Source organism: Streptomyces sp. F63, assembly GCF_018070345.1.
Lineage (GTDB): Bacteria > Actinomycetota > Actinomycetes > Streptomycetales > Streptomycetaceae > Streptomyces.
This window is the reverse complement of the sequence record NZ_JAGPXX010000025.1, coordinates 6168-29291: the sequence shown is the minus strand read 5'-3', so window position 1 is coordinate 29291 and position 23124 is coordinate 6168. Positions and strand designations below refer to the sequence as shown.

Below are 23124 nucleotides of genomic sequence, written 5' to 3'. Positions count from 1 at the left end.
GTCGTCCGCCGGTCACGGTGCGCCGTGGTGCGCGCGGTGGTGGGCGGTGGTGCACGGGGTGCGTGATCGTCGGTCGTGGTCGGCGGAGGAGGACGGTCAGGGGAACGGGTGCGGCGCCGGGTTGAAGTCGGCCGGTACGAGGTCGCGGTCGCGCAGCCCCGCCTCCCGCAGGGCGGTGCGCAGCCGCGGCATCCCCAGCGCCCGCTGCCGGGTCCAGCCGAAGTCGATCGGCAGCAGCCCCGGCACGAGGACGGAGACCGTCGTCAGGCCGAGACCGCGCTGCTCGGGCATGGTCTGGTCGACCACGATCACGTCGAACCCGGCACCCGTCACCGCGTCCACGCAGGTCCGCAGATCGTCGAGGAGATCGCCGGAGACCGGCGGCACCTCCCGCTGAAGATCCGTCAGCGAACGCAGCGGCGGCCGGGGCGCGCCCGGTTCGCCGAGGAGGAAACGGGCGTGTTCGCCCATCTCCGGGACGCCGTAGGCCAGCGGATGGTCGTGCAGCGCCTCGACCTTCGCGAAGTCGCGCGCCATGGCGCTCAGCCGCTCCCAGTCGCGCTCGGTGCGCCCCTGGAGGTTGACCGCGTCGGTGGCGATCTCGCACAGGGCGCCGGCCAGTGCCGCCTCCGGGTCGAGACCGGCGCCCGCGCCGAAGCACATCCGCCCGATCCCGCCGTCGGGCCGGACGGCGACCCCGGTCACCACGGGGATGGGGAAGCTGATCCGGGTGTCGAAGAAGCGGGCCTCGTAGCCGTACATCTCCAGCCGGTCCACCATCTCCCGGGTGGCGGCCCGGGCGCTGCCGCGCGGGTCGATCTCCGGGAGGGCCGCCTGCCCGTACCAGGTGAGCAGGAAGGCGTCGCGCTCGACGACCTCCATCAGCCCGCAGTAGACGGCTTCCTCCAGGCAGCCGCCCGAAGCGCAGCCGTTGGAGCTCTCCTGTACGAACCGGTTCTCCAGGCCCGGCGCGTGATAGTACGTCAGCACCTCGGGGACGAGGACGGGCGCGCTGTCGCGCAGCGAGTACCCCCACACCCAGGGGATCTCCCGGCCGGGGGAGAACGGCGTGACGCGCGGGTTGGCGCGGTGGAACTCCTCCGAGTACAGGCCGCAGACACGCGGGTCGAGCGCGCGGACACCGCGCGCCCGCAGCCCGTCCAGGGAGTCCCGCACCTCGGCCCGCTTGGCGCGCGAGCGCATCCCCGCGTACCGCTCCAGGCCCTCCAGGACGCCGATCCGCACGCTCTGCGCGTAACTGTCGGCGTGGCCGCCCCAGAAGGTCTCGCGGAGGTACTCCCCGGAACGCAGGGAGAAGCAGCCGATGGTCGCGGAGGTGGAGGGGGACGCGATGTCGTGCACCACGGACGGGCCCAGCGACCCGCACACCGGGTTGGCGTACGGCTCGGCCGGCAGCTCGTAGTCGTGGATGTCGCGGATGCGGAAGGACCCGGGCCGGTGCTTGGGCGCGGGGCGGAGGGTGAGCACGGCCGCCTCCGGTGTGTCCTCCTCGGCGCGGCCGCAGCGCGGGCACTCCGGGTCCGGCACCAGCGGGTAGTGCCGGACGGCCAGCGTGCGCAGATCGACCAGGTGGACGGCCGGGAACGCTCCGGTGTCCGGCCCCGCCCCGCCGAGCCGGGCGGCCGTCAGAGCGGCCAGCGCGTCCGCCGCGAACGGGGTGAGATACGGCCACGCCCCGGCGGCCCGGGTGCCGGAACCCAGCTCCAGCGCCTCGCGCAGCGCGACGGAGCGCACGGCCTGCCACCGGCGGTCGAGGCAGCGGGCGCAGGGGCCCGCCGCCGGGGCCGCGCGGGGGGAGTCGCCGGCCCCCGGGGGGAGGGGGCCGACGACGGCGAGATGCCCGTAGAACCGTACGGGGACGGGCCCGGCGGGGACGTCGGCCCCACCGGGGGCGGCGGGCGCGGGGGTTGGCGCCGGGCCGGGGGCGCCCTGCGCGGCCTCCGGGGCGGCCGCGTCGGCCGTGCCGCCCGGGCCGCCGGCGCCGGTTCCGCCCGGAACCCCGGTCGGCAGGGCGGGGGTGCCCGGCGCGGCGGGAGAGGCCGGTGCGCCGGCCCCCGCCGCGCCGGGTGCGGCAGCGGCGTCCACCGCTGCCCCCGAACCGCCGGGTGAATGCGGCGGGTTGGCGGAGCCGGAGGGCCGGGTCCGGCCGGACCCGCCGGACGGCCCGGGCTCCGGCGCGGTGAAGGCGTCGGTGACGCCCAGCGCGGCGACGTCCAGCGGTGCCGGGGTGCCGTGGGCGGCGAGGCCGCGGTGCAGCAGCACCGCCAGCTCGCGGCAGGTCCGCTCCCAGGGCGCGCCGGGCCCGGTGGCCGCCGCGCCGGGGGGCGTGCCCGGGCCGTGCGCGCCCGGGGCCGCCGCGGCGGTTCCGGTGCCGGCGGCGGGGGCGGCTCCGCCCGTGGGCCCCGGGCCGGCAACAGGGCCGGCCGGCGCTGCCGCCCCGGGGGCCGGCTGCCCGGTGCTCCCGGCCGCGGCGGACCCGGTCACGGTGGCGGCCCGGTCCGTGCTCCCGGTGGGGGTCTCAGTGGTCATCCGCGCCACCGCCCGAGCCGGCGCGGGCAGCGGTGGTGGCGCCGGGTGCGGCGCCCGCCGCGGCGCCGGTGGTCAGCAGCACCCGGGCGGTGCTGATGCCGCCCGCGGGCAGGTCGGCCGGGGTGGTGTCGGCGTACAGGACGTCCCGTCCGGCCGCGCGGAGCCGGTCCAGCACCGCCTCGAAGGTCGTGGCCTCCGCGTCCGGTGCCATCGATCCGGACCCGGACCCGGATCCGTTCCCGCCGCCGTCCGCCGCGCCGCCGGCCGTCACCGCGATGGCCGCGGGGGCCAGGTCGGCCAGCAGCGGATCGCCCTGGTCGACGGTCTTCTCCGGCTCCTCGGCGGCCAGTTGGGCCTGACCCAGCAGATCGCGCAGCGCCGCGCAGGCCGCCGCCGAGCGCGACAGGCCGGCGGCGACCGCCCAGCGGCCCTCCGGTTCCCGCGCCAGCACGACCCGGGCCGAGGAGCGGGCGTCCTCCCCGAGGTCGAGCAGTTCCACCGTCAGGTCCAGATTCCCCGCCGACTTCAGCAGGAAGACCAGTTCCGGGTCCTCGGCCGCCCCGAGCGGGGTCACCTCCGTCGTGCCGCGCACCGCCCGCAGCAGCGCGTCGTGCGCCAGCGCCGACAGCAGCCCGCGCCCGGCGGCCTCGCCCGGCCCGCCGCCCGCCCCGGCTCCCGCGCTGCTCGCCTGGTGCAGCCGGTCACGGTTGTACGGGCCGAAGGGCCGCACCGCCGCGGCCGGCACCCGGACCGGCTCCCGGGTGAGCAGCGACACGGCCGTCACCCACGCCGTGACCTCCTCCGTGCCCCGCCCGGTGCCGCCGCCCGTCGTCAGGGCGTCGGGGGCGAGGGCCGGCACCGGCGCGGCCCCGGGCCCGTCCCCGGCCGGGGCGGGAGAGGCCGGGACGACGGGGACCACATGCTCCACGTACGCCTCGGCGGCCGCGTACAGCGCCCGCATCCGCGCGCCCGCCAGATGGTGCACGTCGAACGCGGCGATCGCGCGCCGCGCACCGTGGCCGAGGGCGGCCTCCACCCGGCTGATCTTCAGCGGGGTCTGGGTCAGCTCCTCGTCGTCGTACCGGCGGAACACCCCGGTGTACGGGCGGACGAGCGCGCCGCTGATCCGGTTGAGCTCCTCGACCAGGTCCTCCGCCTCCCGGGCGGTCTCCACGGTCGGGGTGACGGGAAGCACCAGCCGCTCCGGCACCTCGGGCAGCCCCGGCGCGCCGGACGCCGCACCGGCCGGTGGCGCGGCGCAGCGGCGGCAGCGCGGATGGGGGTGCAGGGGCTCGGCCATGACGTCCAGCGACTCCAGGTCCTGGACGAGGACCTGGCCGGCGGTCTCGGCGGGCAGCGCCCCGGTGCGCAGCCGGAAGATCTCGTAGCCCAGCAGGTTCCCGGCCATCGCGGCGACGGGTCCGGTGAGCGGCCCGCCGGCCCCCGGCGCCGGGGCGGCGGAACCGCCGGCCAGGCCGCTCCAGATCTCGGCCGCCGCGGCGGCGTCCGTGCTGCCGCCGAGCCGCAGCAGGGCGCAGTGCAGGCAGCCGGTGGACGTGGCGGTGGACAGCGGGCCGGTGACGGCGCGGCCGCCGAAGGTCCAGGCGGGGATGAGGACGCGGCCCTCGGGCACGCCCTCGCACAGCAGCCGGTGGGCGCGGGCCTCGGCTCCGGGGCCGGTGACGACCACGACGTCGTAGCCGTCGAGCGCGGCCCAGCCCGCGGCCCAGCCCGCGGCGCCGCCCGCCGTGCCGCCCGCCGTGCCGCCGCCGTCCAGGCGGCCGGTCCGCACCGGGCAGCCGTCGGCCGCCGCTTCGGCCGCCTCGGCCTCCACCTCGGGGAAGGCGGCCGTGGTCGCGATGTGGCCGCAGCCGTTGCGGACCAGGCTCAGCGCGCACCAGCGGGCCGTCTCGTCCTCGCCCAGCACGGCGACGCGGGTGGCGCGGAAACGGGCGAAGCGGCGGGGCGCGCCGTCGGTGTAGTGATCGACGTAGGCGATCTGGGCGGCGAACCGGCGGGAGACATCGCCGGGTTCCGGGCCGTCGGCGTCGGCGTCCGGCACATCGCGGGCGAAGCCGCGCTCGTACAGCGTCTTGACCAGCTCGGCGGCCATGGCGCGCTGGGCGGGCCCGAAGCCCTCGCAGATCTCGCCGAGCCGGTTCCGCCCGGCCAGGTGCGGCACCATCAGCGCGGCGAAGCGGTAGGCGGCGCGGCCGGTGAGGTGGAACCCGCCGTCGGCGTTGTGGAAGAGCACCCCGCCCGGGGTCTCGGTGAAGAGCACGTCCCGCCGCACCCGCGGCCGGGTGCCGGCGAGCGCCTCGAAGGTGCCGGTCGCGGGTGCGGTCGCGGTCCCGGTCGTGGGCGCGGTGCCGGTCACGTCTGCTGCCATCGGTCACACCTTCTCTGTGGGTCGGGTTCGGGTCGCGGCTGCGCGCGCGTAGAGCTGGAGCAGCGGATGCATCCGGTACGGGCCGGGCGGCCCCTCCTCCAGCAGCCCGGCGTCGGCCAGCCGCTCCAGGACGGCCTCCGCCTCGGCACCGTCCATGCCGAGCGCCGGGGCGCTGTCCGCGGCCCGGAACGCCGCCGCCCCGGGCAGTGCCCCGAGCCGCAGGAAGGCTTCGGCGAGCCGGGGGTCGAGCCGGTCGAGGGCGCCGCCGAACACCTCCGGGACGGACATGCCGGGGGAGTCGGCCAGCGAGAGCCGGCCGAGCGGGTCCCCGGCCAGCCAGCCGGCGGCGTCGGTCAGCCGCAGCCCGGGGCGGGTCAGCAGACGGGCCGTCAGGATGCGCAGGGCCAGCGGATGGTGACCGCAGACGGCGGCCAGCCGGCGGGCCGCCTCCGGTTCGGCCTCCACCCGCCCGGTGCCCAGGACCGCGCACAGCAGCCGGTATGACTCGTCCTCGTCGAAGACGGAGAGCCGGTGCACCCGCCCGCCGTGCGTCGCGACGAGTCCCGCCAGCCCCATCCGGCTGGTGACGACCGCCGCGCCGCCCGCCCCGGCCGGCAGCAGCGGCCGGACCTGCGCGGCGTCGGCCACGTCGTCGAGGATCAGCAGCGTCCGCTCACGGTTCCCGCCGTCTCCGCGCTCCCGCAGGCGGGTCGCCAACGCGGCGGCGGCATCGGCCGGTTCGCGCGGGGCGCCGTCCGGGTTCGTCATCGGCAGCAGCAGCGGCCCGCCGGGGTAGGCGGCCCCGACGAGCTGCGCGACGTGCCGGGCCAGGGCCGACTTGCCGATCCCGGGGGCGCCGCACAGCAGGATCAGCGGGGGTTCGCCGCCGTGCTCCGCGTAACGGGCCAGGCTCTCCCTCATGGTTCCGACCTCGGCCGCCCGGCCCGTGAAGGAGGGCACGGCGGGGGTGCCGGGCGGCTCCGAGGTCGCGGCGGCCGTGGCGGACCGCCGGTCTGCGGGCCGCGCGGTGAGCGCGGCCGGTGGGGGAGGAGCGGCGGCCAGGGCGGCGGGTGCCGCGGGCCCCGGCTCCGCGGGCCCCGCTCCCGGGGACTCCCGGTCGACGCGGATCACCGGCCCGGCCGGCGGATGCCCCCGCCCCGGTCCGGACGCCGCCGGCTCCTCGCCGCGCAGGTCCTCGCCGCGCAGGATGGCCAGCTCCAGCCGGCGGAGCGTCGGGGACGGGTCCACGCCCAGTTCCTCCCGCAGGTACTGCTTGACCCGCCGGTACTCGGCCAGCGCCTCCGCCTGCCGTCCCGTGCGGTACAGCGCCTCCATCAGCTGCTCGTGGAACCGCTCGTGCCCGGGGTGCGCGCGGGTCACCGCCCACAGCTCGGCCAGCGCCTCCCCGCAGCGCCCCAGGGCCAGTTCCAGGTCGCAGGCCCGCTCCACGGCGCGCAGCCGCTCCTCCGCCAGCCGCGGCACCTCGTCCCGGTGCAGCGTGTCGGACCGCACGTTGGCCAGCAGCGGGCCCTGCCACAGCGACAGCCCCTCCTTGAGGGTGGAGAGCTCGGTTTCCGGGGCGTGCGCCGGCACGGCGGCGGCGCGGCGCACGGCGGCCCGGAAACCGAGCAGATCGAGGGTCTGCGGCCCGGCGGTGATCCGGTAGCCGCCGGGAACCGCCTCGATGGGCGTCTCGGTGACCCCGTGCCGGGGCAGCAGCCGCCGCAGCCGCAGCACACAGGTCTGCAGCGCGGCCTTCGCGGTGGCCGGCCGCGCCTCGCCCCAGACGGCCCGCTGGAGATGTTCCGCGGACACCACGGAGTTGGCGTGCAGCAGCAGCACGGCGAGGAGGATCGTCGGCTTGGAGGGAGGGAGGACGACGGCGTCGGCGCCGTCGGTGACACTGAGCGGCCCGAGCAGCTGAAACCGCACCGGGCTGCCTAGTCCCAGCCGTTGACCAGCTTGCAGACCTCCGGCGGCTCCGATGGCACGGGCACCGCGGCGGCGATCCGCTCCCACTGGGCGCAGACGGTGTCGACGACGACGGACGGCAGCCCGCCGAGGCCGGGGGCGCCGGTCCCGTGGGCCGCCGGGTTGTTCCGGGCGGCCGCGGCGGAGGTCTGGGCGGAGCCCGGGGAGTAGCTCTGGGGGGAGGCGGCCGCCGCCACTCCGGCCGGAAGCGAGAGCACCAGGGCGAGCCCGAACACGGCGGCGGTCCTCCGCCGGCGGACGGGCGTTCTCTCACGGCGATTCCCGGACATGGCTTCCCCCTTGGACGAGCTGTTCAGCGGTGCCTCGCTGAAGGTCCTGCTGATCTCTGCGGTGCAGGAGACGATGCCAGCCGCCCGGGGGCTCGAACAGGCGGATGGATGTCAGCTTGCTGCACGGGGGGCTGCAACTTCGTGACAGCGGCGGGACCGCGGTCTCGCGCGGGCGGCGGGGCGGCGCCCCTGAACGTCCGGGGCTGCCGGGAACGGTCGGGCACCCGGGGCCTGGAACTGCGTCGCGCCGGAGAAGGCGGTGCTGCCAACGGAGCGCGGGGTGGCCGTCGATCCCGTGGGTGCGGGCCCTCCGTGACGGCAGCCTCCGGCCCGGCGGCAGACTTCGGCCCGGCGGCAGCCTCCGGCCCGGCGGACAGTTTGGGCGCGCGTACCGACCCCAGGTCGCTCGGCCGACTCCGCTCCGCCGGCAGCGGCATCCCTGGGGGCGGACACCGCAGCGCCTTCCGTCCGGGGGAGAGCGAAGGGCAACCGCCCGTCCTCCTCTTCGCGTTCTCATCTTCCGGGCCGATCCTTTGTCCACGGTCAGGAGAAAGTTGCCGTTGATTCCTGCCGAACTTCTTCCCAGTCCCAACGACCGCTGCTAACTTCCCCGTTAAAGCCCGGCGCGCCGGAGACGGACCGCCGGGTGAGGCCGATGACCGGCGAAGACGGTGTCTTCCAGTGTCTTCCCATGCCGTGGGCGAGGGGAGGTTGGGGTGGCGTGAGGCGCATGACGGCACGACCCGCGAACGCGCACCAGGCGCGGCTGCTCCGGCTGCTGCGCGACGGCGGCCCCCACTCCCGCGCGCAGCTCGGCGACCGGGTGGACCTGTCACGGTCCAAGCTCGCCGTCGAGGTCGACCGGCTGCTGGAGACCGGTCTGATCGTCGCCGACGGGCTCGCCGCCTCGCGCGGCGGCCGCCGCTCGCACAACATCCGGCTGGCGCCCGCGCTGCGCTTCCTCGGCGTGGACATCGGCGCCACCTCGGTCGACGTGGCCGTCACCAACGCCGAGCTGGAGATCCTCGGCCACCTCAACCAGCCGCTGGACGTGCGCGACGGACCGGTGGCCGTCTTCGAGCAGGTCCTCGCCATGACCGGCAAGCTGCGCGCCACCGGCGTCGCGCCGGACGGCTTCGACGGCGCGGGCGTCGGCGTCCCCGGGCCGGTCCGCTTCCCCGAGGGCGTCCCCGTCGCGCCGCCGATCATGCCGGGCTGGGACGGCTTCCCCGTGCGCGAGGTGCTGAGCCAGGAACTCGGCTGCCCCGTCATGGTCGACAACGACGTCAACCTGATGGCGATGGGGGAGCAGCACGCCGGGGTCGCCAACTCCGTGCAGGACTTCCTCTGCGTCAAGATCGGCACGGGTATCGGCTGCGGCATCGTCGCCGGGGGCGAGGTCCACCGGGGGACGACCGGCAGCGCCGGCGACATCGGCCACATCCGCGTCGAGCCCGACGGCCGACCCTGCGCCTGCGGCAACCGGGGCTGTCTGGAGGCGTACTTCAGCGGCTCCGCGCTCGCCCGGGACGCCGAGGCCGCCGCCCGCGACGGCAGCTCCGCCGAGCTCGCCCACGGCCCCGGGCCGACCGCAGCCGCGGCGCCGCCGGGACCGGCGCACCGCGCCCGGCGCGGCACGACGCCGGACCGGACGACCGGACCGCGCCGCGCCCCCGGCCGGCGCGGTGCGGTGACGGCAGCACCGTCCCCGAACGCGCGGGACGCCGAGGACCAGCGCGACCGCGATGCCGCGGCCGCCCGGAGAACACCGGGCACGGCCGAGCCGCACCGCCCGTACCGCCCCGCACCACCCGTACGCAGGCACCGCCGCACCGGACCGCACACAGCGCCCCACCGCACCGCACCGCCGTACCGAACCGTGGCCGCCCCGAACCGCGGCCCGGCCGCACCTCCGCACGCCCGTACCGCCGTTCCGCCCTGCCCGCCGCCGGCGCACCCGCCGAGGAGGCCCTGCCATGGCACCTGTGCCCGATCATCCGCCGCCGTCACCGCCGCCGTCCGCGGACCCGTCACCGGTCTCCTCACCGGACCCGTCCGCCGCACCGCCGGACGGGGGCCCCGCGCCGGACGGCGCCCCGCTGCTCGCCATGACGGGCATCACCAAGTCCTTCCCGGGGGTCCGGGCCCTCGACGGCGTCGATCTCGACGTCCTGCCGGGCGAGGTGCACTGCCTCCTCGGCCAGAACGGGGCCGGGAAGTCCACCCTGATCAAGGTGCTGTCCGGCGCCCACCGCCCCGACGCGGGTGAGATCCGCTGGCGCGGCGAACGCGTCCACCTCACCTCCCCGACGGCCGCCATGGACCTCGGCATCGCCACCATCTACCAGGAACTGGACCTGGTGGACGGCCTGTCGGTCACCGAGAACGTCCATCTCGGCCATGAGCCGGCCACCGCCGGCTTCGTCCGCTCCCGCGCCGCCCGCGCCGCCACGGCCGGGCTCCTCGCCCGGCTCGGCCATCCCGAGATCGCCCCCGGCACCCTGGTGCGTGACCTGTCCGCGGCCGGCCGGCAGATCGTCTCCATGGCCCGCGCCCTCTCGCACGACGTGCGGCTGATCGTGATGGACGAGCCCTCGGCCGTCCTCGACCCGGACGAGGTGGACAACCTCTTCCGCATCGTCGGCGATCTCACCGCCGCCGGGGTCGCCGTCGTCTACATCTCCCACCGGCTGGAGGAGATCCGCCGGATCGGCGACCGGGTCACCGTCCTCAAGGACGGCCGCGCCGCCGCCCGCGGCCTGCCGGCGCGCACCACCCCCACCCGGGAGGTCGTGGCGCTGATGACCGGACGGGATGTCGAGTACGCGTTTCCCGAGCGGTCGGCCCCGCCGGAGCCCGCCGGGACCGCGACCGCACCGCAGGAGCCCCCGCCGGCCGCCCCCGCCCCCGTCCTCGCGGTCGAAGGACTCGCGCGGAAGGGCGAGTTCGAGCCGGTGGACCTGGAACTGCGCCCCGGCGAGATCGTCGGCCTGGCCGGGCTGGTGGGCTCCGGCCGCTCGGAGATCCTGGAGACGGTCTTCGGCGCGCGGAGGCCCGACGCCGGCCGGGTGCTGGCCGGCGGCCGCCCGCTCCCACCGGGCAGCGTCCGGGCGGCCGTCCGGGCCGGGATCGGGCTCGCCCCGGAGGAGCGCAAGACGCAGGGGCTGCTGATGCTGGAGTCCGTCGTCCGCAACGTCTCCGTCTCCTCCCTCGCACGCTTCGCCCGCGGCGGCTGGCTCGACCGGGCGCGTGAGCGGGCCGCCGCGCACCGCTCCACCCGCGAGCTGTCGCTGCGGCCCGACGACCCGTCCGTCCCCGTCCGCACCCTCTCCGGCGGCAACCAGCAGAAGGTTGTCCTGGCCCGCTGGCTGCTGCGCGGCTGCAAGGTGCTGCTGCTGGACGAGCCGACCCGCGGCGTGGACGTCGGAGCGCGGGCCGAGCTGTACGCCCTGATCCGGCGGCTCGCCGACGACGGCGTGGCCGTCCTCCTGGTCTCCAGCGAGGTGCCCGAAGTGCTGGGCCTCGCCGACCGGGTGCTCGTCCTCCGCGAGGGCCGCGTCGTGCACACGGCGCCCGCCGGGGAGCTCGACGAGCACCGTGTCCTCGACCTCGTCATGGAAGGGAGCCCGTCGCGATGAGCACGGGTGCCAGCCCCGGGCCCGCCGGGCCCCCGCCGTCCCCGGCGCCGTCCGCCGCCTCCCCGCCGGCTCCCGGGCCGGGGACGCAGGGGCCGCCGCCGGGCAAGGAGCCGTCCCCGCCCCCCGGAGCGCGCGGGGGTCCCGGGCGCCGGGCCGTCCCGGCCGCGTTCGCCGATCTGCGCAATCTCTCCCTGCTGGGGGTGCTCGCCGCCCTCGTGGTCGTCGGCGCGGTCACCCGGCCCGAGCAGTTCCTCTCCGGGGACAACCTCCAGCTCGTCCTCACCCAGGCCTCGGTGATCGGGGTCGTGACCGTCGGCGTCACCCTCGTCATCATCGGCGGCGGCATCGACCTGTCCGTCGGGGCGATCGTCGCGCTCGCCTCCGTGTGGGCGACGACCCTCGCCACCCAGGAGTACGGGCTGGGCGGCATGCTGCTCTGCGCGGTCCTGGTCGGCCTGGGCTGCGGCCTGGTCAACGGGGCACTGATCGCCTACGGCGGCATGGTGCCGTTCATCGCCACCCTGGCGATGCTCGCCTCCGCCCGCGGGCTGGCGCTCCAGATCAGCGACGGCAGGACGCAGGTCGTCACCGTCGACCCGGTGCTCGAACTCGGCCTGCCCGACGCCTATGTGCTGGGCATACCGCCGCTCGTGCTGGTGTTCGCCGCCGTCACCGCCGCCGGCTGGCTGGTGCTCAACCGCACCACCTTCGGCCGCCGCACCGTGGCCGTCGGCGGCAACGCGGAGGCCGCCCGCCTCGCCGGCATCGACGTGCGGCGGCAGCGGCTGATGCTCTATCTGATCTCCGGGCTGTGCTGCGGCATCGCCGCGTTCCTGCTCATCGTCCTCACCGGCTCCGGCCAGAACACCAACGGCAACCTCTACGAACTCGACGCCATCGCCGCCGCGATCATCGGCGGCACCCTGCTCAGCGGCGGCCGGGGCACCATCACCGGCTCGGTGCTCGGCGTCCTCGTCTTCACCGTGATCACCAATCTGTTCGCCCTCAACAATCTGCAGAGCGACGTCCAGCAGATCGCCAAGGGCGCGATCATCGTCGCCGCCGTCCTGGTCCAGCACCGCACGGCGCGCGGCGGAAGTGCGTAGCGGGGCGCGCCACCGCGCAGGTGTTCGCGTTCCGCGCACGCCGCCGCTGTGCCCCCCCGTCACCGCGCGCCCGCGCCCGCGCCTCGCACGCCCGTACCACCCCGCCCGTACCACCCCGCCCGTACCAACCCATCCGGACCCGCCGCAGCCCGTCCGCCCACAACCGGCCGCGACCCGGCGTCCGTTCACCATGGAGGTCCGCCCGTATGACACCACCGGTCCCCAGCCGCAGAGGTCTCCTCTTCGGCACCGCCGCCGTCTCGGCCGGCGCGTTCCTCACCGCCTGCACCAGCAACGAGAGCAACGACAAGGGCGGCGCGCAGGAGCCCGCGGGCGGCACCGACGACAAGCCCGGCAAGGCCGTCACCATCGGCTTCGCCGGCCCGCAGGCCGACCACGGCTGGCTCAACGCCATCAACGAGCAGGCGAAGTCCCGCGCGGAGGCGTACGAGGACGTGACGCTGGAGACCACCGAGGGCTCCAACGACACCGCCCAGCAGATCGGCCAGATCGAGACCCTGATCAACAAGAAGGTCGACGTGCTGGTGATCCTGCCGGCCGACGGCAAGGCCCTCACCCAGGTCGGACTGAAAGCCATGCGGGCGGGCATCCCCGTCGTCAACCTCGACCGCGTCTTCGACTCCCAGCAGGCGTACCGCTGCTGGATCGGCGGCGACAACTACGGCATGGGCCTCAACGCCGGCCGCTACATCGGCGAGCAGCTCAAGGACCAGCGGAACGCCAAGGTCGTCGAACTCGCCGGCATGGACAACCTGGAGCTCACCCGGCAGCGCACCAAGGGCTTCGACGACGCCCTCAAGAACTATCCGAACATCCGCAAAGTGGCCCGGCAGGCGGCCGAGTTCACCGTCGAGTCCGGGCAGGCCAAGATGGCGCAACTGCTCCAGGCCCAGTCGTCCTTCGACGCGCTGTGGAACCACGACGACGACCAGGGCGTGGGCGCCGAGCGCGCCATCAAGCAGGCCGGGCGTGACGAGTTCCTGATGGTCGGCGGCGCCGGCTCGAAGCACGCCATGGACGCCATCAAAGCGGACAACACCGTCCTCAAGGCCACCGTGCTCTACCCGCCGACCATGGCCGCCTCCGCGATCGACCTCGCCCGCGCCCTCGGCCAGGGCAAGGGCGTCGGCGGGCTCGCCGAACAGGAGATCCCCGCCTCGCTCACCCTCTACTCGGCCGTCGTCACCCAGGAGAACGTCGACGAGTACCTGCCGACCGGCTTCAGCTGACGCCCCGCCGCCCCCGCCCCGCACACCGGGAGAGGGCGCCCCGCCAGCAGCGCGACGACGACGAGGAGGAGCGATCGATGGACGAGAGCGAGACCGGCACCGGCACGGACGCGCACCCGGGCACGAACGCGGACACGGGCACGGCCGCGCACACCGGTCCGGACCGGCAGACCGGCACGGCCCCGCGCACCGGCACGGACGTGGACACCGGCACGGCCCCGCGCACCGGCACGGACGTGGACACCGGCACGGACGTGGACACCGGCACGGACGCGGACGCCGGTCCGGGCGCGGACACCGGCACGGACGCGGCCCCGGGCACAAACCGGCACCCGGGCACGGGCTCGGCCCCGCACACCGGCCCGCACACCTCGGCGCGCCCCGGCCCGCAACCCGCGCACCCCGCACCGGGTGCGATCCCGGGCCCCGCCCTCGCCGCCCCGGGCCCCGATCCGGACGCGACCCCGGGCCCCGCGCCCGCCACCCCGGACCCGGCCGCCACCCCGCCGACCCTCGGGGTGGGCATGGTCGGCTACGCCTTCATGGGCGCCGCCCACTCCCAGGGGTGGCGCACCGCCGGCCGGGTGTTCGACCTGCCGCTGCGGCCGGTGATGGCCGCCGTCTGCGGGCGCGACCCGGACGCCGTGCGGGCGGCGGCCCGCCGGCACGGCTGGGCCGCCGCCGAGACGGACTGGCGCGCCCTGATCGCCCGCGACGACGTGCAGCTCGTCGACATCTGCACCCCGGGCGACAGCCACGCGGAGATCGCGATCGCCGCGCTGGAGGCCGGCAAGCACGTGCTGTGCGAGAAGCCGCTCGCCAACACGGTCGCCGAGGCCGAGGCCATGACGGAGGCGGCCCGCCGGGCCCGGGAGCGCGGGCAGCTCGCCATGGTCGGCTTCAACTACCGGCGGGTGCCGGCCCTGGCGTTCGCGCGGCGGCTGGTCGCCTCCGGCCGGCTCGGCACCCTGCGGCACGTCCGCGTCACGTACCTCCAGGACTGGATCACCGATCCGGAGTTCCCCCTCGTCTGGCGGCTGCGGAAGGAGCGGGCGGGCTCCGGCGCGCTGGGCGACCTCGGCGCGCACATCGTCGACCTGGCACAGCATCTGGCGGGCGAGCAGCTGGCCGGTGTCTCCGCGCTCACCGAGACGTTCGTGAAGGAGCGGCCGCTGCCGGGCGCCGCCCACGGCCTGTCCGCGGCGGCGGACGGCGCGGGGCGCGGCCCGGTCACCGTGGACGACGCCGCCCTGTTCACCGGTCGGCTGGCCTCCGGAGCACTGGCGTCCTTCGAGGTCACCCGCGTCGCCGCCGGCCGCAAGAACGCCCTCCGCATCGAGCTCAACGGCTCCCTCGGCTCCCTCTCCTTCGACCTCGAACGCCTCAATGAGCTCGGTTTCCACGACCACACCGAGGAGGCCGCGGTCTCCGGCTTCCGCCGCATCCTCGTCACCGAACCCGAACACCCCTACCTGGAGGCGTGGTGGCCGCCCGGCCACGGCCTCGGCTACGAGCACACCTTCGTGCACCAGGCCCGCGACCTGGTGCACGCCATCGCCACGGGCACCGACCCCCGGCCGTCGTTCGCCGACGGGCTGCAGGTACAGCGGGTCCTCGCCGCCGTCGAGGACAGCGCCGGGCACGACAGCCGCTACACCCCCGTCGAACCCGCACCCGTCGTCACCGCCCCCGCGTGAGGAGCCTCCCGCAGCCGACGGGGCGCCCCGGAGAGCCGGACGTCCGCTCCCCAGAAGCCACCGCAGGCACCATCCGACCCGCCACATCCGACCCGCCACATCCGACCCGCCACATCCGACCCGCCACATCCGGCCCTCCCGGGCCGCCCGACGACTTCCGGAGGCCCCGATGCCCCGACCGTTCACCCTCTTCACCGGCCAGTGGGCCGACCTGCCCCTGGAGGAGGTCTGCCGGCACGCCCGCGACTTCGGCTACGACGGCCTCGAACTCGCCTGCTGGGGCGACCACTTCGAGGTCGACCGGGCCCTCGCCGAGCCGGACTACCTAGCCGGCCGCCACGCCCTGCTGGAGAAGTACGGCCTCACCTGCCACGCGATCTCCAACCATCTCGTCGGCCAGGCCGTCTGCGACGCCATCATCGACGAGCGCCACCGCGCGATCCTCCCCGCCCGTATCTGGGGCGACGGCGAACCGGAGGGCGTGCGGCGCCGGGCTGCCGCCGAGATGGCCGACACCGCCCGGGCGGCCGCCGCGTTCGGCGTCCGCACCGTCATCGGCTTCACCGGCTCCGCCATCTGGCATCTGGTGGCGATGTTCCCGCCCGCCCCGGCCCGGATGATCGAACGCGGCTACGAGGACTTCGCGGAACGCTGGAACCCCGTCCTCGACGTCTACGACGCGGAGGGCGTCCGCTTCGCCCACGAGGTCCACCCCGGCGAGATCGCCTACGACTACTGGACCACCCACCGCGCCCTGGAGGCCGTGGACCACCGTCCCGCCTTCGGCCTCAACTTCGACCCCAGCCACTTCGTCTGGCAGGACCTCGACCCGGTCGGCTTCCTCTGGGACTTCCGGGACCGGATCCACCACGTCGACTGCAAGGAGGCCCGCAAGCGCCTCGACGGCCGCAACGGCCGCCTCGGCTCCCACCTCCCCTGGGGCGATCCGCGCCGCGGCTGGGACTTCGTCTCCGCCGGCCACGGCGACGTGCCCTGGGAGGACGTCTTCCGGATGCTCCGCTCCATCGGCTACGACGGCCCGATATCCGTCGAGTGGGAGGACGCCGGCATGGACCGTCTCACCGGCGCCCCCGAGGCCCTGCGCCGGCTCAGGGCGTACGACTTCGACCCGCCGTCCGCTTCGTTCGACGCGGCGTTCGGCGGCGACGACTGAACGGCGCTCCGACCCGGCCTGGTTGCCGCGTGACGCCAACCGGGCCCGGCGGGGCGGTCCCACCGTGGGGCGCCGTCCGAACAGCGCGGTGAGAAACGGAAGGCCGGTTGCCTCTTCCCGGCGATGAGGGAGAAACGGCCTTATTCCGTTGACCGTGGATTGGCGGACATGGTGTGGTCATCAGGGCCTCGGAGAAGAGGCTGCCGCTTCACGCCCCCGCCGACCACGGGGGATGCATGATAGGGGGAACTCTTGCGTCTCGACACATCCCGCACCGTTAACGCGGTGCTGACCACCGCCGTCGTCGCGTCCGCTCTGGTCTTACCGACAGCCGGTTCTGCGTCTGCCGCGGCCCGTTCGAGTGGCACAGCCGTTGAGGCCGCCGCTGAGAGCATCGCTGCGAAGTGCAGGAACCACAGCCGCAACTACGTGGTACGGCAGTACTTCCGGGGGCCCGCCAAGTACACCCTGCGCTGTGGCACCAGGACGTGGGGCTGGAAGCACATCAAGCAACGCCACGGCTGGAACAACACGATGGACAGGAAGATAAAATCAGCCATCTGGTCCGGAGACTCCAATGGCCGCGGCGGATTTTCCACCTACACCAATTCATGCCCGCGCATCGAGAAATTCCGCACCATCATCGGAACTCCCGCCGGATCCAATGACCTCCTGACCGCGTACAAGGTCAACACCACTGCTGCCGCCGCCGTCAGGTGCTAGAAAATGCGGCGCAGGCGCGGACGAGATGAGAGGGCGGATGGTACGTATGGCGGACATGGCGGCCAGGACACCTGCCGAGCGGGAACTGGCCCGTTCGTACACCACCGGTGACGGCGGGACGAGGTTCAATGTCACTGGCCTGTCGGTCGAGCATCATCCCGACCGTAGTGCGACGTTGACGTACCGGCTCACTGTGGCGCGTCGTGGCCACCAGGACGAGGCGTGGGCGGTCACCCTGCCCTGGGACGACAAGTCCTTTGTCGATGTGCTCACTTCGCCCGCCCCTGATCCCGTTCGACTCCAGCAACTCGTCCACGTGGTGCGCGCCCTGCTCGAGGAGTGGTGGGACACCAAGGCCCACAACCGGCAGTCGGCCAGGATGGGGCGCCGGCTGCCCTGAGTATCCGGCCTCGCGAGCGGCCCGGCAGCCCGAGCACCGGACGCTGCTGGGCCATTGGGGCCCGTCTGCCTCGCCCCGTCGGTCTGAGGACCGGCGGGGCGAAGTACTGCGAAGCGGCTGGTTCGGGTGCCGGTTCGTGGGGTGCTGAAACGTCAATGAGGGTGCCGGGACCACGACTCGGCCGCCCGCACCCCGGCGTCTGTTTCCTCACCGGTCGCCGGGGGCGCCGTTGTCCTCGGCACTGGAGCGATGGCCCCCTCGCACCTCGGGTCCGGAGGAGAGGCTGACCGGAGCGGGAGCGAGGCCGGCGGATGACGCAGGGGAGGATGCCTGCCCGGCTCAGGCCGCGTCGGTGTGGTGCCCGGTGAAGCTCACCCGGGTGTCGTCATTGTCGAGGGCGATGTTGAGGGTGGCGTTCAGGGCCTTGGCGAGCTTGGCGAGGAGCGGCAGCGTGGGGACGGTGTCGGAGCCCTCGATCCGGGAGATCTTCGCCTGGGTGAGGCCCGCACGGTCGGCAAGCTCGGTCCGGGTGAGCCCGAGCTCGGTGCGCCGGTCGTATACGGCCTGCGCCAGGGCCATGGACAGCCGGATCTCGCGACGGGCCTCGGCCACGTCCTCCGGCTCGGTCAAACCCTCGGCGAGCTTGCGCTCACGCAGGGTCTTCCAGCGGCTGTGGCTCATCGCTCCACCTCTCCTTCCTCGATGATGCGGATGAACTCCTGGTGGGCCGGCCCATGCTCTGTCCCGCGAACATTCTGATGGTGCGTCGGCCCCGTCCGCCCCTCCTCGCCCTTTGTCCAGCGTCAGGAAGAAGACATGGCTGATGTGTGTCGAAGGGGTTTCCGAAAAAGACGAACAAAGCTACGGTCCTTGAGGTGTATCGGTCACGGTGATCCCGGTGGTGCGACGCGGCCCCCGGGCCGGCACTTTGCCGACGCCCGACCGCTTTCGCACCGCACCGCACCAGCCCGCACTTGCACCGCAGCCCCCCACGGCGCGACGGCGCGCGCCTGTCACACACCGTCATCCTCCGGAGGACATCCGTGCACAGGAAACGGCTCAGACTCCGCAAGTCCCTCGCGCTGCTGACGAGTTCGCTGCTCGCCGGAGCCACCCTCGCCCTCACCGCCCCGCCCTCGGGCGCCGCCCCCGCCCCGGCCGCGGCTCCGGCCTCCGCCTCCGGTGAGCGCGCCCCGCAGGCCCCCGCCGCCGAGGACTTCCAGCAGGTCACCCTCGCCAAGGGCGCGGCCGAGACCGGCGAGCCCATGACCCTCGCCGTGCTGCCCGACCGCTCGGTCCTGCACACCTCGCGCGACGGCACGTTACGCATCACCGACGCCGCCGGGAACACCAAGGTCTCCGGGAAGCTCCCCGTCTACTCGCACGACGAGGAAGGCCTCCAAGGCGTCGCCATCGACCCGGACTTCGCGGACAACCGCGCGGTCTACCTCTACTACGCGCCCAAGCTCGACACCCCCGGCGGTGACGCCCCCAACAGCGGCGACCCCGAGGACTTCGCCCCGTACGAGGGCGTCAACCGGCTCTCCCGCTTCGTCCTCAACGAGGACGGCACACTGGACACCGGCAGCGAGAAGAAGGTCCTCGACGTCCCCGCCACCCGCGGCATCTGCTGCCACGTCGGCGGCGACATCGACTTCGACGCCGAGGGGAACCTCTACCTCTCCACCGGCGACGACTCCAACCCCTTCGCCTCCGACGGCTACGCGCCCCTGGACGACCGCGAGCGCCGCAACCCGGCCTACGACGCCCGCCGCACCTCCGGCAACAGCAACGACCTGCGCGGCAAGATCCTCCGCATCAAGGTCGCGGACGACGGCTCGTACACGATCCCGGACGGCAACCTCTTCGCCCCCGGTACGGAGAAGACCCGTCCCGAGATCTACGCGATGGGCTTCCGCAACCCCTTCCGGATGAGCGTCGACCAGCCCACCGGCACCGTCTACGTCGGCGACTACGGCCCCGACGCGGGCGCCGCCGACCCGGACCGCGGACCGGCCGGCATGGTCGAGTTCACCCGCGTCACCGCCCCCGGCAACTTCGGCTGGCCGTACTGCGTCGGCGACAACGAGCCCTACCGCGACTACGACTTCGCCACCCGGACCCCCGGCGGGAGCTTCGACTGCTCCGCGCCCCGCAACACCTCCCGGCACAACACGGGCCTCACCGAGCTGCCCGCCGCGCAGCCCGCCTGGATCCCGTACGACAACGGCTCCGTACCGGAGTTCGGCTACGGCTCCGAGTCCCCGATGGGCGGCCCCGTCTACCGCTACGACGCGGACCTCGACTCGCCGGTCAAGTTCCCGGAAGCCTATGACGGGGACTTCTTCGCCGGGGAGTTCGGCCGCCAGTGGATCAAGCGGATCGAGCACGGCGCGGACGGCACCGTCCAGTCGATCAACGACTTCCCCTGGTCCGGCACCCAGATCATGGACATGGCCTTCGGCCCGGACGGCGCCCTGTACGTCCTCGACTACGGCCTCTCCTGGTTCGGCGGCGACGAGAACTCCGCCCTCTACCGCATCGAGAACGCCACCGACGGCCACTCACCGGTCGCCGAGGCCGCCGCCGACCGCACCTCCGGCCAGGCACCGCTGAAGGTGACGTTCTCCGCCGAGGGCACCACCGACGCCGACGGCGACGAGCTGACCTACCACTGGGACTTCGGCGACGGCACCACCTCGGACTACGCCGATCCCACCCACACCTACCGCGAGAACGGCACCTACACCGCCACCGTCACCGCGACCGACCCCTCCGGCCGCACGGGCTCCGCGAGCGTCCACCTCACCGTCGGCAACACGGCCCCGACCGTCACCCTCGAACTCCCGGGCGACGGGCGGCTGTTCGCCTTCGGTGACGAGATCCCGTTCGAGGTGACGGTGACCGACCCCGAGGACGGCGAGATCGACTGCTCCAAGGTCGAGGTCACCTACGTCCTCGGCCACGACAACCACGGCCACCCCATCACCTCGGCCACTGGCTGCTCCGGCACCCTCAAGACCACGGCGGACGGCGAGCACGACCCCAACGCCAACATCTTCGGGGTCTTCAACGCCGAGTACACCGACAACGGCGGAGGCGGCCAGCCCGCGCTGACCGGCAGCGACAGCAACGTCGTCCAGCCGAGGAACCGCCAGGCCGAGCACTACGGCGACACACAGGGCGCCGAGGCCACCGAACGCGAGGGAGCCCACGGCGGCCGCACCGCCGGCTCGCTGGACGACGGCGACTGGATCTCCTTCGAGCCGTATCTCCTCGCCGACGCCACCGCCCTCACCGCGCGGGTCGCCTCCGGCGGCGCGGGCGGCACGCTGGAGATCCGCAGCGGCTCACCGGCGGGCACTCTCCTCGGCTCGGCGGAGGTCCCGGCGACCGGCGGCTGGGAGAGCTTCGAGGACGTCACCGCCGAACTGTCGGGAGCACCGGACACGACCACGACGCTCTACCTGGTCGCCAAGGGCTCCGGCTCCGGCTCCGGTGACGGACCGCTGTTCGAGGTGGACGACTTCACCTTCAGCACCGGCTGACCGGGCGGGCCGGCCGGGCGGCCCCCGGGTGCCCCGGGCCCGGCCGGCCAGTCCCGGCGTGCCGGCGGGGCCGGCGGGGCTGGCGGGGCCGGCGGGGCCGGCGGGGCCGCCCAGGAGAACCGGCACCACCGCACGGCACCCGGCACCACGGCACCCGGCACCACGGCACCCGGCACCGGTACCACCGCACCACCGCACGGCACCGGCACCACCGCACCACCGCACGGCACCGGCACCACCGCACGGCCCGCAGCGTCGTACCGCCGACCCGACCCGACCCGACGATCCGGTCCGCCGTCCCTCCGGAGGCGGGCCGCCGACCGCACCACCGGCCGACCCCGCGCTCCGGGAGGACGGCCCGGCCACCGGCCCGGGAACGCCCCGGGCCGCGCGCCGGCCCCCGCTTTCCCGGACGCCCGGAGGAAGGAGCACCCCCCATGCGCACCCCCCGAGACCGGCGCTCACGTCCCCCCGCCCCCGCCCCCGTCCGTGCCACCGCCCTCTCCCGCGCCCGCGCCCGCGTCCTCTCCCGCGCCGCCGTCCGCCGCGTCATCACCGCCCTGCGGTACGCCGTCCCGCGGCGTCCCGCCGGCCCCCGCACCGCCCTGCTCCACGCCATGCCGCCCACCGGAGTGCGCCGGGCCACCCCCGGCCGCTGCGCCGCGCTTCTGCTCTCCGCCGTGCTTATGCTCGGCGCCATGGCCCTTCCCGGCAGCGCGGCGCCGCAGCGCGCCGCCGACAACGACAGCACGCGGATCCTGGTCTTCTCCAAGACGGCCGGGTTCCGCCACGACTCCATCCCCGACGGCATCGCCGCCCTCCGGGACCTCGGCGCCCGGAACGACTTCCTCGTCGACGCCACCGAGGACGCCACCGCCTTCACCCCCGGGAACCTCGACCGCTACGGCGCCGTCGTCTTCCTCTCCACCACCGGCGACGTCCTCGACGCGGAGCAGCAGCGGGCGTTCGAGGACTACATCGGCGACGGCGGCGGCTACGTGGGCATCCACGCGGCCGCCGACACCGAGTACGACTGGCCCTTCTACGGCGGCCTGGCCGGCGCCTACTTCGCGAGCCACCCGCAGATCCAGCCCGCCACCGTCCTCGTCGAGGACCGCGCCCACCCCGCCACCGCCCACCTCGGCCCCGCCTGGGACCGCACCGACGAGTGGTACAACTACCGCACCAACCCCCGGAACACCGCCCGGGTGCTGGCGAGCCTGGACGAGTCCTCGTACAGCGGCGGCACCATGGACGGGGACCACCCCATCGCCTGGTGCCAGGAGTACGAGGGCGGCCGCGCCTTCTACACCGGCCTCGGCCACACCCGGGAGTCCTACGCCGAACCGGCCTTCCTCACCCACCTCCTGGGCGGCATCCGCTACGCCACCGGTGCCGTGCGGGCCGACTGCCGCCCCGAGACCGGCTACACCCCGCTTCTCGACCGCACCGGAGGCGGCCTCGACGCCTGGCGCCAGGCCGGCCCGGGCTCCTTCACCCGCGACGAGGCCGACGGCGGCGCCACGATCACCTCCTCCGGCGGCATGGGCCTCCTCTGGTACGCGGAGCGCCCGTTCCGCTCGTACTCGCTCAAGCTCGACTGGCGCATGGCCGACGACGACAACTCCGGTGTCTTCGTCGGCTTCCCGGCCTCCGACGACCCCTGGACGGCCGTGGAGCGGGGATACGAGATCCAGATCGACGCGAGCGACGCACCCGACCGGACCACCGGAGCCGTCTACGGAGTGCAGTCCGCCGACATCGCCGCCCGGGACGCGGCGCTCAACCCGCCAGGGGAGTGGAACACCTTCGAGATCCGGGTGGAGGGCGAACGGCTGCGGGTCCGGCTGAACGGCGTCCCGGTCAACGACTTCACCAACACCGACCCGGCGCGCAGTCTCACCGAGGGCCACATCGGCATCCAGAACCACGGGGACGGCGACGAGGTGTCGTTCCGCAACATCAGGATCAGCGAACTCCCGGACGGAGGTGGGCACTGATCCCGCCGGGGCCCGGCCCCGGGGACCCCGGGTGACACCACCGGTTCCGGGGGCGGGGTTTCCGGCCCGGGGCCTCGGCCCGGGGCCCCTTCGGGGCCGCTGAGCTCCGGGGGGCCGGTCCCCTCGCTCCGGCCCCACGGCTGATGCGCCGCCCGTCACCACACGCCGCCAACAGGTGGCGCTGCGGGGCCTGTTCACCGGCCGAACGTTCGCCGGCGCACTGGTTCCGGGCGACCAGCTCGCCCAGTACGTTCGCACCGCCGCACCGCCGCACCGCCGCACCGCCGCACCGCCGCACCGCCGCACCGCCGCACCGCCGCACCGCCGCACCGCCGCACCGCCGCACCGCCGCACCGCCGCACCGCCGCACCGCCGCACCGCCGCACCG

The 23124-nt window shown here is 74.9% G+C and carries 14 protein-coding genes and 2 pseudogenes; 11 read left to right on the top strand and 5 right to left on the bottom strand.

Going from position 1 to position 23124, the window contains the following annotated elements; translation table 11 throughout:
* Positions 1 to 96 precede the first annotated feature (96 nt).
* From KBZ10_RS21805 to KBZ10_RS21790, 4 genes are all read right to left on the bottom strand, one after another.
* Positions 97 to 2031, bottom strand: coding sequence for a TOMM precursor leader peptide-binding protein (locus tag KBZ10_RS21805; RefSeq protein WP_210989425.1), 1935 nt, complete (start codon positions 2029 to 2031; stop codon positions 97 to 99).
* Positions 2032 to 2539: 508 nt separating this feature from the next.
* Positions 2540 to 4939: a TOMM precursor leader peptide-binding protein gene (locus KBZ10_RS21800; RefSeq protein ID WP_210989377.1), complete on the bottom strand. Its 2400-nt coding sequence runs from the start codon at positions 4937 to 4939 to the stop codon at positions 2540 to 2542.
* 3 nt (positions 4940 to 4942) lie between these two features.
* On the bottom strand, positions 4943 to 6871 hold the full coding sequence (locus KBZ10_RS21795) for a BTAD domain-containing putative transcriptional regulator (protein WP_210989376.1): 1929 nt from the start codon (positions 6869 to 6871) through the stop codon (positions 4943 to 4945).
* 8 nt (positions 6872 to 6879) lie between these two features.
* Positions 6880 to 7146 (bottom strand): hypothetical protein, encoded by a 267-nt coding sequence (locus KBZ10_RS21790; RefSeq protein WP_210989375.1) that lies wholly within the window; start codon positions 7144 to 7146, stop codon positions 6880 to 6882.
* Between the two features lie 784 nt (positions 7147 to 7930).
* Between KBZ10_RS21790 and KBZ10_RS21785 the strand changes: the two are divergent.
* From KBZ10_RS21785 to KBZ10_RS21750, 8 genes and pseudogenes are all read left to right on the top strand, one after another.
* Positions 7931 to 8773 (top strand): annotated as a pseudogene (locus KBZ10_RS21785) (ROK family protein); the annotation flags it as partial.
* Positions 8774 to 9308: 535 nt separating this feature from the next.
* A complete protein-coding gene (locus KBZ10_RS21780; RefSeq protein ID WP_210989424.1) occupies positions 9309 to 10838 on the top strand; it encodes a sugar ABC transporter ATP-binding protein in 1530 nt (509 codons plus the stop codon).
* Positions 10835 to 11944 (top strand): ABC transporter permease, encoded by a 1110-nt coding sequence (locus KBZ10_RS21775; RefSeq protein ID WP_210989374.1) that lies wholly within the window; start codon positions 10835 to 10837, stop codon positions 11942 to 11944. Before KBZ10_RS21780 ends, KBZ10_RS21775 begins: the two co-directional genes overlap by 4 nt.
* 206 nt (positions 11945 to 12150) lie before the next feature.
* Positions 12151 to 13194 carry a substrate-binding domain-containing protein gene (locus KBZ10_RS21770; RefSeq protein ID WP_210989373.1) on the top strand — a complete coding sequence of 348 codons (1044 nt, stop codon included), beginning with the start codon at positions 12151 to 12153 and terminating at the stop codon, positions 13192 to 13194.
* 524 nt (positions 13195 to 13718) lie between these two features.
* On the top strand, positions 13719 to 14891 hold the full coding sequence (locus tag KBZ10_RS21765; RefSeq protein WP_210989423.1) for a Gfo/Idh/MocA family protein: 1173 nt from the start codon (positions 13719 to 13721) through the stop codon (positions 14889 to 14891).
* Positions 14892 to 15060: 169 nt separating this feature from the next.
* Positions 15061 to 16065 (top strand): sugar phosphate isomerase/epimerase, encoded by a 1005-nt coding sequence (locus tag KBZ10_RS21760; protein ID WP_210989372.1) that lies wholly within the window; start codon positions 15061 to 15063, stop codon positions 16063 to 16065.
* A 285-nt stretch (positions 16066 to 16350) separates the two neighbouring features.
* Complete coding sequence (locus tag KBZ10_RS29665) at positions 16351 to 16788, top strand: hypothetical protein (protein ID WP_247702761.1); 438 nt, start codon at positions 16351 to 16353, stop codon at positions 16786 to 16788.
* A gap of 193 nt (positions 16789 to 16981) precedes the next feature.
* Positions 16982 to 17188 carry a hypothetical protein gene (locus KBZ10_RS21750; RefSeq protein WP_210989371.1) on the top strand — a complete coding sequence of 69 codons (207 nt, stop codon included), beginning with the start codon at positions 16982 to 16984 and terminating at the stop codon, positions 17186 to 17188.
* 339 nt (positions 17189 to 17527) lie between these two features.
* On the opposite strand, the gene KBZ10_RS21745 is transcribed toward KBZ10_RS21750, so the two are convergent.
* The gene (locus KBZ10_RS21745) at positions 17528 to 17869 is read right to left on the bottom strand and encodes a helix-turn-helix domain-containing protein (protein WP_210989370.1); all 342 of its coding nucleotides are present in this window, start codon (positions 17867 to 17869) and stop codon (positions 17528 to 17530) included.
* 362 nt (positions 17870 to 18231) lie between these two features.
* Between KBZ10_RS21745 and KBZ10_RS21740 the strand changes: the two genes are divergently transcribed.
* The 3 genes and pseudogenes from KBZ10_RS21740 to KBZ10_RS21730 all read left to right on the top strand — a co-directional run.
* A complete protein-coding gene (locus tag KBZ10_RS21740) occupies positions 18232 to 20736 on the top strand; it encodes a PQQ-dependent sugar dehydrogenase (RefSeq protein WP_210989369.1) in 2505 nt (834 codons plus the stop codon).
* 686 nt (positions 20737 to 21422) lie between these two features.
* Positions 21423 to 22736 carry a ThuA domain-containing protein gene (locus KBZ10_RS21735; RefSeq protein WP_247702768.1) on the top strand — a complete coding sequence of 438 codons (1314 nt, stop codon included), beginning with the start codon at positions 21423 to 21425 and terminating at the stop codon, positions 22734 to 22736.
* Between the two features lie 175 nt (positions 22737 to 22911).
* A pseudogene (locus KBZ10_RS21730) lies at positions 22912 to 23124 on the top strand (hypothetical protein); the annotation flags it as partial.